This is a genomic window from Paracoccus shandongensis (genome assembly GCF_017315735.1).
In the GTDB taxonomy this organism is placed as follows: domain Bacteria; phylum Pseudomonadota; class Alphaproteobacteria; order Rhodobacterales; family Rhodobacteraceae; genus Paracoccus; species Paracoccus shandongensis.
In genome coordinates, this window is the sequence record NZ_JAFLRK010000010.1 from 84146 (window position 1) to 99853 (window position 15708).

The following is a 15708-nucleotide window of genomic DNA, read 5'->3' on the forward strand; positions in this document are numbered from 1 at the left end:
GAAGGGTTACGGGAAAGCGCAAGACGACCTGCCCCTTTTCGGAAGGTCAGGAGACAAGGCAACGCCGGCGGCGTGACGTCAGTCCCGCTGCAATGGCCGCGCCGATGTCGGCGCAGGCGATGATGCCCTGAACGAACGGCCTGTCACGCATCAGATAGGAAAGGGCCGCGAGACAGAGGCGGCCGGGGTAAGGCCCCGCCTCACCAGGCTGTAGTCCTGGGATACGTCGGGAATGTCCTGACCGTTCTCCAGCAACGTCCGGCGCAGGCCTGGAAAGGGCAGATCCTCGGAGGTCAGGGCCTTTTGTCCCCGGGCGTCGATGAACAGCTCGAACATCTCCACCTGCCCGTCATGATGGGTGATCCTGGTCAGGCTTCCCTGCCGATCAAGTTCATAATCCTGGCCGAGCGTCAGCAAGGACGGGCAATGTCGCCGCCTATACCGCCTCGAAGGCGGCGGTGGTTCAACTGACGCAGGCCCTGGCCCTGGAATGGGCCCGCTTCGGCATCCGGGTGAACGCCCTCTGCCCCGGCTATGTCGAGACGCCGCTGAACCGCGACTTCTTCGCCAGCGAGGCCGGGCAGGCATTGATCCGCCGTATTCCACAGCGCAGGCTGGGACAGCTTTCGGATCTCGATATGCCCTTGCGGCTGCTTCTGTCGGACAAGGCCGCCTACATGACCGGGTCCGCCATCGTCGTCGATGGCGGGCATCTCTGCTCAAGCCTGTAAGGGACCTTCATGGACTTCACCATTTCGCCGCGGATCGAGGATTACCGGCGCCGCATCGCCGCCTTTGTAGCGGAACGGCTGCTGCCGCTGGAAACCGATCCGGCCAGCTATGACGCGCATGAGAACATCGCCCTGCCCCTGTTGGCCGATCTGCGCGCCCTGGCCCGTTCCGAAGGGCTGTGGTGCCTGCAACTGTCGCCCCAGAATGGCGGCCAAGGTCTTTCGCGCATCGGCATGGCCGTCTGCTATGAAGAGATGAACCGTTCGATCTTCGGGCCGGTGGTCTTCAACTCTGCCGCGCCGGACGACGGCAACATGATGGTCCTGCAAGCCCTGGGCACCCCCCGGCAGAAGGACCGCTGGCTGCGCCCCATCGCCGAAGGCCGCGTCCGCTCGGCCTTCGTGATGACCGAACCCGCCCCGGGCGGAGGGTCCGATCCCGGCATGATGCTGACCCGCGCCGAACGGGACGGCGGCGATTACGTTATCCGTGGCCGCAAGTGGTTCATCACCGGCGCCGCCGAGGCCGAACATTTCATCCTGCTGGCCCGCACCGGCGACGATCCCCGCCGTGGCCACAGCTGCTTTCTGTTCCACCGCGACGATCCCGGGCTGGCGTATCCTGCGCCGCATCCCGATCATGGGCCCCGAGGAACATGGCGGTCATTGCGAACTGGAATTCGACGGCCTTCGCATCCCCGCAGCCAACCTGCTGCTGGAGGAAGGCCGCGGCCTGAAGGTCGTGCAGACCCGTCTTGGCGTCGCGCGCCTGACCCATTGCATGCGGTGGCTGGGCCTTGCCCGACGCTGCGTGGAAATCGCCCGCGACTATGCCGACCGCCGCGAGGGATTCGGCGTCTGGCTGAGCGACCGCGAAAGCGTGCAGATCATGCTGGGCACGCTGGCCGCCGATATCGAGATCGGCCGGCTTCTGGTCATGCGCGCGGCCTGGGAACTGGATCGCGGCGGATTTGCGCAGAAAGAGGTCTCGATGGCCAAGATCCACGTGGCCAACCTGCTGCACCGTGCGGCCGATACGGGCATCCAGATCAACGGCGCAAGGGGCTATTCCAAGGATACGGTGCTGGAATGGATCTATCGCTATGCCCGCCAGGCCCGCCTGGTCGATGGCGCGGACGAGGTCCACAAGATGATCCTGAACCGCCACATGGCTTCGGAAGGACGCGACTTCTGGTGCTGGCCGGTGCAGGGGGCCGCAACATGACAAAGGTGGCGCCGGAACGCCTGAACCCGTTCCTCTCGGAACGCTTCGGACCAGGGGAAACCCGGCTGACGCGCATCGGTGGCGGACAGTCGAACCCGACCTTCATCGTCGATCACGGCGACCGCCGGATGGTCCTGCGCAAGCGGCCGGACGGAGGGATCCTGCGCGGCGCCCATGCCATCGACCGCGAATTCAGGGTGATGCGGGCCCTTCGCGACACCGATGTCCCGGTCCCCCACGCCCTGGTGTTCCACGACGATCCCGACCTGCTGGGCACGCCCTTCTACCTGATGGATTTCGTCGAGGGCCGGGTCTTCCCGGACTGCCGCCTTCCCGGCCTTTCGCCCGGGGAACGTCGCGAAATCTATCTCTCGATGGCTGGCACGCTGGCGCGGCTTCATGCGGTCCGTCCCGATGCCGTCGGCTTGGCGGACTTCGGACGTCCGGGCGATTACTTTGCGCGGCAGCTGCACCGCTGGACAAGCCAGCTGAGGGCATCGAGCCTTGCGAACGACGCCTCGCTTCTGGCGCTGTCCGAAAGGCTGGCCGCCTTGCAGCCCCCCGACGACGGCCTGACCGCGATTGCGCATGGCGATTTCCGGCTGGGCAACATGCTGATCCATCCCCGCGAACCGCGGGTGATCGCGGTCCTGGACTGGGAACTGTCCACCATCGGACATCCCTTGGCCGACCTGGGCTTCGTGGTGATGCCGTTCCATACCAGTCCCGACGAATATGGCGGCATCCTGGGCTCCCAAACCCCCGGCATTCCGTCCGAGGCCGACTTCATCGACGCTTATCGTGCCATCTGTCCGGGGGTTCCCGCGCCGCAGCCTTTCCACATCGCCTTCGCCCTGTTCCGTTTCGCGGTCATTTTCGTCGGCATCGCCGACCGCGCCCGCGCAGGCAATGCGGCCGATCCCGAGGCCTGGCGCCTTGCGCCGCTGGCTGGCCGGTTGGCCGAGCGTGCCTGGCAGGTCCTTGGCAAGACGCAGCCCCCTTTATGGATGGACCGCCCCTGCCGCCGGTCTCCGTGTAGATGTCGGTGTTCAATGTTGAACTCAAGAGCGAAGAGCCGCGCGACGTTCAGACGCTGCACCGGGTGCGGGATCGGCTGGTCGGAAAGCGCACTTCGCTGACCAACCAAGGACGCCGGGGAAGTGCCGGGCCTGACCTGCCCCGCCATCATCTTTGACACCGAACACGACACCGGCTTGGGTGGGGACCGTGGGCGGCTGGAGCTGCGCGTCCCGGGCCGGGGCCATGCGGACGGCAGCCTGAAGGAAGCCTTCGAGGCCACGCGCGACGCGTTGGCGCCGGACTTCGGGAACTGGCCGATCTTCGAACATTGCCTGCCCCTCGTCGTGAAGCGGCGGCGAGACGAATACGACGGCATCAAGCATCCCCGCATCTGGACCGCCGAACGCGACGGCGGGGTCGGGACCCGGTTGCAGGACTGATCGGCCGGGGCAGAGGAGGACAAACATGGCAAACGTGCAGGAAATTCCCGTTCCCAGGGAAATCGGCGCAGCCCGGCGGGCCGGTTCTGGACGCACTCCACGGGGGCGGCCTCGCTGCCGATCCGGACCGCGCAATCGCTGCGGCCCGCGCCGATGCGTGATGCGGTCGGCTGCGGCCAAGTTCGAGCGGCTGGCGCCGGAACGGGGCGGCAACGACACGAACATCACGCGGCCCGACGCGGATCGGTAGGCGATTGCGGAAGGCCTGTTCTGGGGCGCCTTCATCAACAACGGCCAGACCTGCGCGGCGCTGAAGCGGCTTCATGTCCATGACTGCATCCATGCGGCCGGGACAGGGGCTGTTCTTCCCGCCGACCGTCATTGTCGGTTTGCAGAAGCGATCGGCGGGTGGACCAGGAACAGTTCGGCCCCGCCATCCCCGGACGCTGCCGTCATCCCATTTTCTCGGACGCGAAGCTTCCCGGCGAGGCGGGGAACACGACCGTCTTGTTGCCATTGAGGAACACGCGGCGGTGGATATGGGCATGGATCGCGCGGGCCAGCACCTGGCTTTCCACGTCACGACCCAGCGACACGTAATCCTCGGCTGATTGGGCATGGGTGACGCGGACCGTGTCCTGTTCGATGATCGGGCCCTCATCCAGGTCGGCGGTCACATAGTGGCTGGTCGCGCCGATCAGCTTCACACCGCGCTCATAGGCCTGCCTGTAGGGATTCGCCCCCTTGAACGACGGCAGGAAGGAATGGTGGATGTTGATGATCCGGCCCGACATCCTGCGGCAAAGGTCGTCCGACAGCACCTGCATATATCGTGCCAGCACGATCAGTTCGGCACCGCTGTCCTCGACCACCTGCATCAGCTGCGCCTCGGCCCCGGGCTTGTTGTCCCGTGTGACCTTGATCAGGTGGAAGGGGACGTCGTGGTTCACCACGACCTTCTGGTAATCCATGTGGTTCGAGATCACCGCCACGATGTCGATGGGCAGCGCGCCAATGCGCCAGCGATACAACAGGTCGTTCAGACAATGCCCGAAGCGGCTGACCATGATGACGACCTTTGTCTTGCGGGCCTCGTCATGGAAGGCATGGTCCATGCCGAAGGCGCGGGCGGGCCCGGCAAAGCCCTGCGCCAGATCGTCAAGCCCGGCGCCGGTTTCCGGCACGAAGCTGACGCGCATGAAGAAGCGGCCGGTATCGCCGTCGTCGAACTGGCTTGAATCGACGATGTTGCACCCCTTGCCCGCCAGATAGGCCGAGATCGCGGCGACGATGCCGCGGCGCGACGGGCAGGTGACGGTCAGGCAGTATCGCGTCATGCGGATCATCCGGGTTCGGGGGGCGCGGGCCCCGTTCTGCTTGCGGAAAGGAAAGGCGTGCCGTGGCGGGTCAGGCCGGGCGGTCCGGGGATCCGGTGGCACCGGGGGTGACGGACCCTGCGGCGCGCCGCGCGCCGTCGAAGGTCCGGGGCCCGCCCGGCCCCCGGCCGCCCCGTTCATGCGGCCGAGGCGAGATCCCGGGCCCTGGGCCGTTCCGATTTCGGATCAAAGGCCGCGACGGTGTGGACACGGGCGGCAAGACGTTCGCCGGCGATGTCGATTTCCCACCGGCCGCTTGCCAGAAAGGCCGCGTCCACCCCGGCCTCGTTCCCGATCAGCGCCAGGCCGACCGCCCGGCCCAGGGTATAGCCGTAAAAGCCAGACCGCAGTTCGCCGACCGGCTGGCCGTCGCGCAGCACCGCCTCGCCGCCCCACAGCATCCGCGCGCCGTCCTCCAGCGTGATCTGGGCGATCCGGCGGCGGACAGGGCCTTGCGCCCTGGCGGCAAGCAGGGCGTCGCGGCCGATGAAACCGGGCTTTTCCCAGGCCACGGCAAAGCCCAGGCCAGCCTCCAGCGGGGTGATGTCAGGGGTCAGCTCGCGCGACCAGGCGCGATAGCCCTTTTCCAGGCGCATGGATTCGATGGCGTAATAGCCTGCATCGGCAAGGCCCAGGTCGGCCCCGCGTTCATGCAGCAGGTCATGGATGCCGGCAGCCATTTCCGTCGGCACCACCAGTTCCCAGCCAAGTTCGCCCACATAGGTCATCCGGTTGGCAAATCCGACCGCCTGGCCCAGGTCGATTTCCTGCACCGTGCCAAAGGGAAAGGCCCTGTTCGACAGGTCGGCGGGCGTGATGCGGGACAACAGGTCGCGCGACTTCGGTCCCATCACCGCCATCACGGCATAAGCCGAGGTGATGTCGGTCACGAAGGCATGGGCGGCGGGGTCGAGATTGCGGCCGATCCAGTCCATGTCGCGGACGGCCTGGGCCGATCCGGTGACAAGAAGGAACCGGTCCGGCGCCAGCCGCAGCACCGTCAGGTCGCTTTCATAGCCGCCGCGTTCGTTCAGAAGCCCGGTATAGACCGTCCGCCCCGGTTCGACATCCACATCCGCCGCGCAGATGCGGTTGAGTTCGCGCGCCGCGTCGCGGCCCTGGACCAAAAGCTTGGCAAAGGAGGTCTGGTCGAAGACCGCCACAGCCTCGCGCGCGGCCCGGACCTCGCGCGCGACCGCCGCGTCCCAGTTCTGCCGGTCGAAGGAATAATCGGTGCCGGTGCGTCCGCCGGGACCGGCGAACCAGTTGGCGCGTTCCCATCCCATCTTCGATCCGAAGCTGGCGCCCCGCGCGGCCAGCCTGTCGTAAAGCGGCGACCGGCGCAGGGGCCGGGCGGTGTCCAGTTCCCGGTTCGGCCAGGGCATGACGTAATGCAGGCCCAGCGTTTCCTTGACGCGGTCATGCAACCAGGCGCCGTTGTTGTTGAAGCGGGCAAAGCGGCGGATATCGACCGGCCACAGGTCCAGCGTGGGCGATCCGTTGACGATCCATTCCGCAAGCGCCCGGCCCGCGCCCCCCGCGCTGGCGATGCCCATGGAATTGAACCCCGCGCCCACGAAGAAGTTGCGCAGTTCCGGCGCCTCTCCCAGGATGAAGTTGTTGTCGGGGGTAAAGCTTTCGGGGCCGTTGTAGAATTTCCGGATCTCGGTTTCGGCCAGTTGCGGGACGCGGACCAGGGCGTTTTCCATCAGGATCTCGAACTGGTCCCAGTCGTCGGGCAGCAGGGCGAATTCGAAATCGTCGGGGATCCCCTGCATCCCCCAGGGCTTGGCCTCGGGCTCGAACCCGCCCATGACCAGCCCGCCGACCTCCTCCTTGAAGTAGATATAGCCGTCGGGATCGCGCATCACCGGCAGGTTGGGATGGACCCCCTCGATCCGCCCGGTGACCACATACATGTGTTCCGCCGAATGCAGCGGCACCGAGACGTTGCACATCTGCCCCACCTTGCGCGCCCATTGGCCCGCGCAGTTCACCACGATCTCGGCGGTGATGTCGCCCTGGTCGGTGCGCACGCCGGTCACGCGGCCGTCCTGCGTCTGGATGCCGGTGACGCGGACCTTTTCCACGATCCTTGCGCCCCGGTTGCGCGCGCCCTTGGCAAGCGACTGCGTCAGGTCGGTGGGGTTGGCCTTGCCGTCGCCGGGCAGCCAGACCGCGCCCTTGAGGTCGCCGGTCTCCATCACCGGCCACAAGGCCCCCGCCTCGGCGGCCGAGATCACCTCGACCGCCACGCCCTGCGCCCTTGCGGCGGCGGCGGTGCGTTTCAGCTGCGTCATCCGGTCGTCGGTGCGCGCCACCGACAGCGATCCGCAGTTCTTCCAGCCGGTGGCAAGGCCCGTTTCCCTTTCCAGATCCGCATAAAGCTGGGTCGAATACCGGATCAGTCCGGTCATGTTGGCGTGGCTGCGCAACTGCCCCACAAGGCCCGCCGCGTGCCAGGTCGTGCCGCCGGACAGGCGCCCCTGTTCAAGCAGGACCACATCGGTCCAGCCCAGTTTCGTCAGGTGATAGGCCACCGAGCAGCCGATGATGCCGCCGCCGATGATGACGACGCGGGCATGGGAAGGAAGGGGCGCGGGCATGGGGGTCTCCTGTGGGAAGATACCCACAGAAAGCCACATTTAGCCACGCAATGCAACATAAACCTGCATCGGCCCCGCAGGTCCGCGTCAGGGAAGGATCACGGGCACCCCCCGTGCTGCAAGGCCCGCGGCGATGGCGTCGGGGGGCGGGGCGTCGGTGATCAGGCCCGCGGCCTGCGCAACGATGCGGCAGGGCGTCCGCACGCCGAACTTGGACGAATCGACCACGAAATATCCCTGCCGGGCCGCCGCGATCATCAGGCCGCGCGTTTCCGCGCCCAGGGGGGTGAAGTCGGTGACCGATCCGTCGTCGGCCACCGCGCCTGCGCTGACAAAGGCGATGTCGATGCGGAACCGCGCCAGAGAGGCCGCGACCTCGGGGCCCTCGGCGGCCTCGTCGCCGGGATTGATGGTGCCGCCGGTGATCTGGACGCGGAACCCGTCGTGGCGGCACAGGTCGCGCGCGATGGGCAGGCTGGTGGTGATGACGGTCAGCCCGTGCCGTCCGCCCAGCATCGCGGCGATGGCCGCCGTTGTCGATCCCGCGTCCAGCAGCACCGACATGCCGTCCCGGACCAGGGCCGCCGCCCTTTGGCCGATCCGCGCCTTGGCCTCGGTGTTGCGGACCGACCGGCTGGCCAGTTCGGGTTCGACCGCGGCGGACCGCACGGCGCCGCCATGGGTCAGGTCCAGCGCGCCGCGCAGGGCAAGCGCCTTGAGGTCGCGGCGCGCGGTTTCATGGCTGACGCCGAACTGCTGGACGATATCGGAAACCAGGATCGCGCCCTGGGACTCGATCCGGGCCAGGATCGTTTCGTGGCGTTGCGGGGCAAGGGCGCGGGAAGGGGGGCTGTCCGACATGCCCGCAGTCTCGGGCAGCCGCGCGCCCGATGCAAGCGGTCCCGGCAAGGGGGGCGAAACCGGGGCGCGCGCAGGAATGGCGGGCACCGCGCCTGCCGCAAGCCCGGCGGACAATACCATCGGAAAAATCAATCTTTTTATCGAAAGAATAGATTTTACTAAATTTCCGTTATCGCCACCCTTTCCCCATGGCGAACCGACAGGCCGCGACGTGGCGGCGCAGAGATCGGAATACCACCGCAGGCGGCCCCCAATCCGGCCCTGCACACGTCCAACGAAAGTCCATCCACAGGGAAACCATCATGACCGGAAAGACTTTTCTCCTCTCGTCGGCCTTCCTGGCCCTGACGGCCTTGGCAAGCCGCGCCGAAACCGAACTGACCGTCTATACCGGCTTCGAGGCGGATCTGCTGGAACGCTATGCCGCGGCCTTCAGCAAGGCCCATCCCGACATCACCATCGACTGGGTCCGGGATTCGACGGGCGTGGTGACGGCCAAGCTGCTGGCCGAGAAGAACAACCCCCAGGCCGACGCGGTGTGGGGCCTTGCGGCAAGCTCGCTTCTGCTGCTCAAGGCGGAAGGGATGCTTGAACCCTATGCGCCGGCGGGCGTCGAGAAGCTGGATCCCCGCTTCGTGGACAGCGACAGCCCGCCGTCCTGGGTGGGGGTGGATGCCTGGATCGCCGCCGTCTGCTTCAACACCATCGAGGCCGAGAAGCTGGGCCTGCCCGCCCCCGCCACCTGGGAGGATCTGACGAAACCCGAATATGCGGGCCATGTGGTCATGCCCAACCCGGCCTCGTCGGGCACGGGGTTCCTGCAGGTGTCGGCCTGGCTGCAGATGTTCGGAGAGGAGAAAGGCTGGGACTACATGGACCGGCTGCACGCCAACATCGCGACCTATACCCATTCGGGATCGAAGCCCTGCAAGATGGCGGCGGCGGGGGAAACCGTGGCCGGCGTCTCGTTCGAGTTCCGGGGCGCCGCCGCCAAGACCGAAGGCGCGCCCATCGAGGTGATCACCCCGTCGGAAGGCCTGGGTTGGGACATGGAGGCCAGCGCCATCATCGCCGGAACCCCCGACCTGGAGGCGGCCAAGACCCTGATGGACTGGGCGATCACCCCCGAGGCCATGGCCGAATACAACGTGGGCTTCGGCGTCCTGGCCCTGCCCGGGGTCGCCAAGCCCGTGCCGAACTATCCCGCCGGGGCGGAAGCGGGCATGATCAAGAACGATTTCGAATGGGCCGCCAACCACCGCGCCGCCATCCTGGAGGAATGGTCCCGCCGCTATGACAACAAGAGCGAGCCGAAGTCCTGACCGCGAGATCCCGCAGGGGCCATCCCCCGGCCCCTGCCCGTGACCCTCGGCTTCCGGGGTGCCGACGCATCCCGGCGGCCGGATTTGTCCGTGATCCTTCGCCGGGGCCACGGACGGACAACAGGGGCCGCCCCCCTTGCGCAAGATGAACCCGCCGCGCCGGGGATTGCCCGCCCTACGCCGACCGGCATGAACACCGGCCAGGCCCCGGCTGGCTGAGGGCAGGGCAGCCCCTGTCGATCCGCCGCAGGCCTGCGCGGTGCCCCCGTCAACCCCCCCATGCAGCCAACACCGGCCGGTACCCGTGCGCGTCAGGCGCCCCGCTGCGGAACCCCGCCTGTCGCGCGCGCCGTCCCGTGCCTGTCCCGCCGGATTTTACGCCCGCGTTACGCCTTCCTCCCCCTTCCATATCGCCGCGTTACGCGGCCCGCTCCCATGCTCTGCCCATCCGAACCAAGGGAGCATGGAATGCTGTCCGACATCATCTTCATCCTGGGCGGGCTGGCGGTTTTCCTGCTGGCCGGGCTTGCCCTGCGCGGCGCCGACCGGTTGTGAGGGCGCGATGACCACCGAACTTGTCCTGGGCGGCGGGTTGGCCGCCCTGCTGCTGGTCTATTTCCTGGTGGCGCTGCTGGCGCCCGAAAGGTTCTGACATGGCGGCCGATCTGATCTTCTTCGCGCTGTTCCTGGCGGGGCTGACCCTGCTGGGGATGGCGCTTGGGCCCTGGATGGCGCGGGTCTTCACCGGCGGGGTGCGGTTCCTTGCCCCCATTGAGGCGGCGCTTTACCGCGCGGCGGGCGTCACGGGGCAGGGGCAGGGCTGGCGGGCCTATGCGGCGGCGGTGCTGGCCTTCAACGCGGCGGGCTTCGTGCTGCTGTACCTGATCCTGCGGCTGCAAGGGTTCCTGCCCTTCAACCCGCAGGGCTTCGGCGCGATGGAGGCCAGCCAGGCCTTCAACACCGCCGTCAGCTTCATGACCAATACCAACTGGCAAAGCTATGGCGGAGAGACCACCGTCAGCCATTTCAGCCAGATGGCCGGGCTGACGGTGCAGAACTTCGTCTCGGCCGCCACGGGGATCGCGGTGGCGGTCGCGGTGGTGCGGGGCCTTGCCGCGCGCTCGGTCGCGGATCTGGGCAACTTCTGGATCGACCTGACGCGGGCGACGCTGTATCTGCTGCTGCCCGGCGCGATCCTGATCACGCTGGTGCTGGTCTGGCAGGGGATGCCGCAGACGCTGGCGGGATCGGTCACCGCCACCACGCTGGAAGGCGCGCGGCAGGTCATCGCCCAGGGGCCGGTCGCGTCCCAGGCGGCGATCAAGATGCTGGGCACCAACGGCGGCGGCTTCTTCAACGCCAACGCCGCGCACCCTTATGAAAACGCCACTGCCCTGACGAACCTGGTGCAGATCTATGCGATCCTGGCCATTCCGGCGGCATTCCCCTTCTTCTTCGGCCACATGGTGGGCGACCGCCGCCAGGGCCGGGCGATCTTCGCCGCCATGAGCGTGATGTTCGTGGGCGTCCTGCTGGCCGCCTATTTCGCCGAGGCCGCCGGCAACCCGCTGTATGCGGGCCTGACCGACCCCGGCGTCGGCATGGAGGGCAAGGAGACGCGCTTCGGCCTGGCGCAGACGGTGCTGTTCGTGGTGGCCACCACCGTCGCATCCTGCGGGGCGGTGAACGCGATGCATGACAGCCTGATGGCGCTTGGCGGCATGATCCCGCTGTTCAACATGCTGCTGGGAGAGATCATCTATGGCGGCGTCGGCGCGGGCTTCTATGGCATGGTGCTGTATGTGGTGCTGACCGTCTTCATCGCCGGGCTGATGGTGGGGCGCACCCCCGAATGGCTGGGCAAGAAGATCGAGCCGCGCGAGATGAAGCTGGCCTCGCTGACGCTGCTGGTCATGCCGGTGGGCGTGCTGGTGCTGTCGGCCCTGTCGATCCTGACCGGCAACGCCCAAGGATCGGTGCAGGACGCGGGGCCGCACGGGCTGACCGAGCTGATCTATGCCTATACCTCGGGGACGGCCAACAACGGATCGGCCTTCGCGGGGTTCGGGGCCAACACGACATGGCACAACACCATGATCGGGCTGGCGATGCTGGTCGGCCGCTGGGGCTATGTCATCCCCGTTCTGGCCATCGCGGGGGGCCTTGCGGCCAAGCCGCGCGCGCCCGAAACGGCCGGAACCTTTCCCACCCATGGCCTGTCCTTCACCGTGCTGCTGGTCGTCACGATCCTGATCGTCGGCGCGCTGACCTTTCTTCCCGTCCTGGCCCTTGGCCCCATCGCCGAGCATGTCTCGATCGCGGCCGGGCAGGCGTTCTGAGGCCCATCATGTCCAAGCATCCCAAATCCGAGATCGGGCTGTTCGCGCCCGCCATCCTCCGCCCCGCGACCGGCGCGGCATTCGCCAAGCTTGACCCGCGCAGGCTGGCGCGCAACCCGGTGATCTTCGCCACCGCCCTGGTGGCCGGGCTGACCACGGCGCTGGTGCTGCTGCACTGGGGCCAGCCGGGCAGCTTTGTGTCCTTGCAGATCGCGCTGTGGCTGTGGGCCACGGTGCTGTTTGCCAACTTCGCCGAGGCCGTGGCCGAGGGCCGTGGCAAGGCCCGCGCCGACGCCTTTCGCGCCACCCGGTCCCATGCGCAGGCCAAGGTGCTGCTGGATCCCGCCCGCCGCGACCTGTTCGAGCTGGAGGACGTGGACCAGCTGGAGCTGGGCGAGGTGATCCTGGTCGAGGCGGGCGACATCCTGCCCACCGACGGCGAGGTGATCGAGGGCGTGGCCTCGGTCGATGAAAGCGCCATCACCGGGGAATCCGCGCCGGTGATCCGGGAATCGGGCGGCGACCGCAGTTCGGTCACGGGGGGCACGCGGCTGGTCAGCGACTGGCTGGTGGTGCGCGTGACCGCAAAGCCCGGGGAAACCTTCCTCGACCGCATGATCGCGCTGGTCGAGGGCGCCAAACGCGCCAAGACCCCCAACGAGATCGCGCTGGACATCCTGCTGGCGGGGCTCAGCCTCGTGTTCCTGCTGGTGGTGGCGACGCTGCCGGTCTTCGCGGGCTGGTCGGGCACGCGGATCCCCGTGATCTGGCTGGCCGCGCTGTTCGTGACGCTGATCCCCACGACCATCGGCGGCCTTCTGTCGGCCATCGGCATCGCGGGCATGGACCGGCTGGTCAAGGCCAACGTCATCGCCAAGTCGGGCCGCGCGGTCGAGGCGGCGGGCGACATCGACGTGCTGCTGCTGGACAAGACCGGCACCATCACCTTCGGCAACCGCATGGCCGACGCGTTCCTGCCCGTCCCGGGCGTGACGGAACGCGAGGTGGCCGAGGCCGCATGGCTGTCCTCTCTGGCCGACGACACGCCCGAGGGGAAATCCACCGTCGATCTGGCCGTCCGCCGGCACGGGCTGGCCGAAGGCACGCTGCGGCAGGGGGCAAGCCTTGTGGCCTTTTCCGCGCAGACCCGCATGTCGGGCATGGACCTGGCGGACGGCACGTCGCTTCGCAAGGGGGCGGCGGACGCCATGGCGCGCGCCTTTCCCCAGGGCGGCGCCGGGGCGGCGGAACCGATCGTGCGCCGGATCGCCATGGCGGGCGGCACGCCGCTGCTGGTGGCGCGCGACCGGCGGGTGCTGGGGGTGATCCACCTCAAGGACGTGGTCAAGCCCGGCATCCGCGAACGCTTCGCCGAACTGCGCCGCATGGGCATCCGCACGGTGATGATCACCGGCGACAACCCCCTGACCGCCGCCGCCATCGCCGCCGAGGCCGGGGTGGACGACTTCCTGGCCGAGGCCACGCCCGAACGGAAGCTGGATTACATCCGCACCGAACAGGCGCAGGGGCGGCTGGTCGCCATGTGCGGGGACGGATCGAACGACGCGCCCGCGCTGGCGCAGGCGGATGTGGGCGTCGCCATGAACTCGGGCACGCCCGCCGCCAAGGAGGCCGGGAACCTCGTCGATCTGGACAGCGACCCCACCAAGCTGATCGAGATCGTGATGGTGGGCAAGCAACTGCTGATCTCGCGCGGGGCGCTGACGACCTTCAGCATCGCCAATGACGTGGCAAAATACTTCGCCATCCTGCCCGCGCTGTTCGTGGCGGCCTATCCGGGCCTTGCCGGGCTTGACGTGATGGGCCTTGGCACGCCGCAATCGGCGATCCTGTCGGCCATCATCTTCAACGCGCTGGTGATCGTGGCGCTGATCCCGCTGGCGCTGAAGGGCGTGCGGTATCGCCCCGCATCCGCAGGCGCGCTGCTGTCGCGCAACCTTCTGGTTTACGGCTTGGGCGGCCTTGTCGCCCCGTTCATCGGCATCAAGCTGATCGACACCATCGTCGATCTGGTCCATCTGGCATGAGGTTTCCCATGATCCCGCAACTCCGCCCCGCTTTGGTGATGATGGGCGCCTTCACGGTCCTGCTGGGGCTGGCCTATCCGCTGGCCATGACGGGGATCACCCAGGGGACGATGCCGCGCCAGGCCGACGGTTCGCTGGTCACGCGCGGCGGGACCGTTGTCGGCTCGGCCCTGATCGGGCAGTCCTTCACCCGGCCCGGATACCTGCACCCCCGCCCTTCGGCGACCGATCCCGCCTATGACGCGGGTTCCTCCACCGGCTCGAACCTGGGCCCGTCCTCGGCGGCGCTGCTGGCGCAGGTCCGGGACCCCGCCACGGCGGGGGGGCCCGCGCCGGTGCCGTCGGTGATGGCGACCGCCTCGGCATCCGGCCTCGACCCGCATATCACGCTGCGGGCCGCGCTGCGGCAGGTGGACCGCATTGCCGCCGCGCGGGGCGTTCCCCCGGCCGACGTGGAAGCCGCGATCCGGGGGGCCGTGACCGGCCCCGCCTTCGGCTTCGTGGGAGAGCCCATCGTGAACGTCCTGGGCGCGAACCTCGCGCTGGACGCCCCGAAGGGCTAGAACGGCGCCATGACCGACGATCCGCGCCCCGATCCCGAACGCTTCCTGGCCGAGGCCAAGGCCGAGGCCGGCGGCGGCGCGACAGGGCGCGGACGGCTGAAGATTTTCCTGGGCGCGGCGCCCGGCGTGGGCAAGACCTATGCCATGCTGGAGGAAGCCGCCGCCCGCGCCCGCGCCGGGACCGATGTGGTGGTGGCCCTGGCCGAAACCCACGGGCGCAAGGAAACGGCGGCGCTGCTGGCGCAGCTTGACCAGATCCCCCGCCGCGTCATCGCCTATCGCGGCCGCCAGCTGGCCGAGATGGACCTGGACGCCCTGCTGGCCCGCCGCCCGCGCCTGGCGCTGATCGACGAGCTGGCCCATACCAACATTCCCGGCGCCCGCCACCCCAAACGCTGGCAGGACGTGGGCGAGGTGCTGGCGGCGGGCATCGACGTGTTCACCACGCTGAACATCCAGCATATCGAAAGCCTCAACGACATCGTGGCCCGCATCACCGGCGTGCGGGTGCAGGAAACCGTGCCCGACACGGTCTTGCAGATGGCCGACGAGATCAAGCTGATCGACCTGCCGCCCGACGACCTGATCGGGCGGATGCGCGAAGGCAAGGTCTACATGCCCGCCGAGGCCGGGCGCGCGCTTGGCAACTTCTTTTCGCGGCCCAACCTGACGGCCCTGCGTGAACTGGCGCTGCGCACGGCGGCCAGCCGGGTTGACGCCGAGATGCTGGCCCTTGCCCGGGGCAGCGGCCGGGCGGCATCGCAGGACCGGCTGATGGTCTGCCTGGACGATCCCGGCGCGGCCAAGGGGCTGGTGCGCGCGGGCCGCCGCATGACCGACCGCGCCCGCATCCCCTGGGTGGTGGCCACGGTGGTGACCCCCGCGGTCGAGGCGCGCGGCCCGGCGGCGGCCGCCGCCATGACCGACGCGCTGCAGCTGGCCGAACGTCTGGGCGCCGACACCCGCATCCTGCGGGCCGAGGATGACGTGGCCGGCGCCTTCCTGGACGCCGCGCGGCAATTGAACGTCACGCGGCTGATCCTGGGCCGGGGCGCGCAGGGCGGCTGGCGGGCGCGGCTGGCGGCGCTGGTCCGCCCCACGCCCACCCAGCGGCTGCTGTCCCGCGCCCGGGGGTTCGAGGTCACGCTGCTGGACCCCGCCGCCACCGGCACGGCCC

11 protein-coding genes and 4 pseudogenes are annotated in these 15708 nt (G+C 68.4%); 11 read left to right on the plus strand and 4 right to left on the minus strand.

Annotation, left to right across the window (positions count from 1 at the left end; translation table 11 throughout):
• Window positions 1–150 precede the first annotated feature (150 nt).
• A complete protein-coding gene (locus tag JX613_RS09155; RefSeq protein ID WP_207101153.1) occupies window positions 151–417 on the minus strand; it encodes a hypothetical protein in 267 nt (88 codons plus the stop codon).
• 14 nt (window positions 418–431) lie between these two features.
• On the opposite strand from JX613_RS09155, the pseudogene JX613_RS09160 reads away from it, so the two are divergent.
• The 5 genes and pseudogenes from JX613_RS09160 to JX613_RS09175 all read left to right on the plus strand — a co-directional run.
• Window positions 432–731: pseudogene (locus JX613_RS09160) on the plus strand (SDR family NAD(P)-dependent oxidoreductase); the annotation flags it as partial.
• 9 nt (window positions 732–740) lie between these two features.
• Window positions 741–1331 (plus strand): annotated as a pseudogene (locus JX613_RS19860) (acyl-CoA dehydrogenase family protein); the annotation flags it as partial.
• A 181-nt stretch (window positions 1332–1512) separates the two neighbouring features.
• Complete coding sequence (locus JX613_RS19865; RefSeq protein ID WP_237168477.1) at window positions 1513–1956, plus strand: acyl-CoA dehydrogenase family protein; 444 nt, start codon at window positions 1513–1515, stop codon at window positions 1954–1956.
• A 77-nt stretch (window positions 1957–2033) separates the two neighbouring features.
• A pseudogene (locus tag JX613_RS19870) lies at window positions 2034–2663 on the plus strand (phosphotransferase family protein); the annotation flags it as partial.
• A gap of 453 nt (window positions 2664–3116) precedes the next feature.
• Complete coding sequence (locus tag JX613_RS09175) at window positions 3117–3416, plus strand: hypothetical protein (protein ID WP_207101156.1); 300 nt, start codon at window positions 3117–3119, stop codon at window positions 3414–3416.
• A 452-nt stretch (window positions 3417–3868) separates the two neighbouring features.
• Here the strand turns inward: JX613_RS09175 and purU are convergent, their stop codons facing one another.
• The 3 genes from purU to JX613_RS09190 form a co-directional block, all read right to left on the minus strand.
• Window positions 3869–4753 (minus strand): formyltetrahydrofolate deformylase, encoded by an 885-nt coding sequence (gene purU, locus JX613_RS09180; RefSeq protein WP_207101174.1) that lies wholly within the window; start codon window positions 4751–4753, stop codon window positions 3869–3871.
• Window positions 4754–4929: 176 nt separating this feature from the next.
• Window positions 4930–7398 (minus strand): GcvT family protein, encoded by a 2469-nt coding sequence (locus tag JX613_RS09185; protein ID WP_207101157.1) that lies wholly within the window; start codon window positions 7396–7398, stop codon window positions 4930–4932.
• Between the two features lie 87 nt (window positions 7399–7485).
• Complete coding sequence (locus tag JX613_RS09190) at window positions 7486–8379, minus strand: DeoR/GlpR family DNA-binding transcription regulator (protein ID WP_207101158.1); 894 nt, start codon at window positions 8377–8379, stop codon at window positions 7486–7488.
• Between the two features lie 182 nt (window positions 8380–8561).
• Between JX613_RS09190 and JX613_RS09195 the strand changes: the two genes are divergently transcribed.
• The 6 genes and pseudogenes from JX613_RS09195 to JX613_RS09220 all read left to right on the plus strand — a co-directional run.
• Window positions 8562–9581, plus strand: a complete 1020-nt coding sequence (locus JX613_RS09195) for a putative 2-aminoethylphosphonate ABC transporter substrate-binding protein (RefSeq protein WP_207101159.1) — start codon at window positions 8562–8564, stop codon at window positions 9579–9581.
• Window positions 9582–10143: 562 nt separating this feature from the next.
• Complete coding sequence (locus tag JX613_RS09200) at window positions 10144–10233, plus strand: potassium-transporting ATPase subunit F (RefSeq protein ID WP_207101160.1); 90 nt, start codon at window positions 10144–10146, stop codon at window positions 10231–10233.
• Window position 10234: 1 nt separating this feature from the next.
• On the plus strand, window positions 10235–11920 hold the full coding sequence (gene kdpA, locus JX613_RS09205; RefSeq protein ID WP_207101161.1) for a potassium-transporting ATPase subunit KdpA: 1686 nt from the start codon (window positions 10235–10237) through the stop codon (window positions 11918–11920).
• A gap of 8 nt (window positions 11921–11928) precedes the next feature.
• Window positions 11929–13968, plus strand: a complete 2040-nt coding sequence (kdpB, locus tag JX613_RS09210) for a potassium-transporting ATPase subunit KdpB (RefSeq protein ID WP_207101162.1) — start codon at window positions 11929–11931, stop codon at window positions 13966–13968.
• 8 nt (window positions 13969–13976) lie between these two features.
• On the plus strand, window positions 13977–14531 hold the full coding sequence (gene kdpC / locus JX613_RS09215; RefSeq protein WP_207101163.1) for a potassium-transporting ATPase subunit KdpC: 555 nt from the start codon (window positions 13977–13979) through the stop codon (window positions 14529–14531).
• Window positions 14532–14540: 9 nt separating this feature from the next.
• A pseudogene (locus JX613_RS09220) lies at window positions 14541–15708 on the plus strand (two-component sensor histidine kinase); the annotation flags it as partial.

What these genes read in the sequence shown, in the direction of transcription:
- kdpA (WP_207101161.1), top strand. Translation starts at nt 10,235, where the DNA reads ATGGCGGCCGATCTGATCTTCTTCGCGCTGTTCCTGGCGGGGCTGACC.
- JX613_RS09195 (WP_207101159.1), top strand. Translation starts at nt 8,562, where the DNA reads ATGACCGGAAAGACTTTTCTCCTCTCGTCGGCCTTCCTGGCCCTGACG.
- JX613_RS19865 (WP_237168477.1), top strand. Translation starts at nt 1,513, where the DNA reads ATGCGGTGGCTGGGCCTTGCCCGACGCTGCGTGGAAATCGCCCGCGAC.
- purU (WP_207101174.1), bottom strand. Translation starts at nt 4,753, where the DNA reads ATGACGCGATACTGCCTGACCGTCACCTGCCCGTCGCGCCGCGGCATC.
- kdpB (WP_207101162.1), top strand. Translation starts at nt 11,929, where the DNA reads ATGTCCAAGCATCCCAAATCCGAGATCGGGCTGTTCGCGCCCGCCATC.
- JX613_RS09185 (WP_207101157.1), bottom strand. Translation starts at nt 7,398, where the DNA reads ATGCCCGCGCCCCTTCCTTCCCATGCCCGCGTCGTCATCATCGGCGGC.
- kdpC (WP_207101163.1), top strand. Translation starts at nt 13,977, where the DNA reads ATGATCCCGCAACTCCGCCCCGCTTTGGTGATGATGGGCGCCTTCACG.
- JX613_RS09190 (WP_207101158.1), bottom strand. Translation starts at nt 8,379, where the DNA reads ATGGTATTGTCCGCCGGGCTTGCGGCAGGCGCGGTGCCCGCCATTCCT.
- JX613_RS09200 (WP_207101160.1), top strand. Translation starts at nt 10,144, where the DNA reads ATGACCACCGAACTTGTCCTGGGCGGCGGGTTGGCCGCCCTGCTGCTG.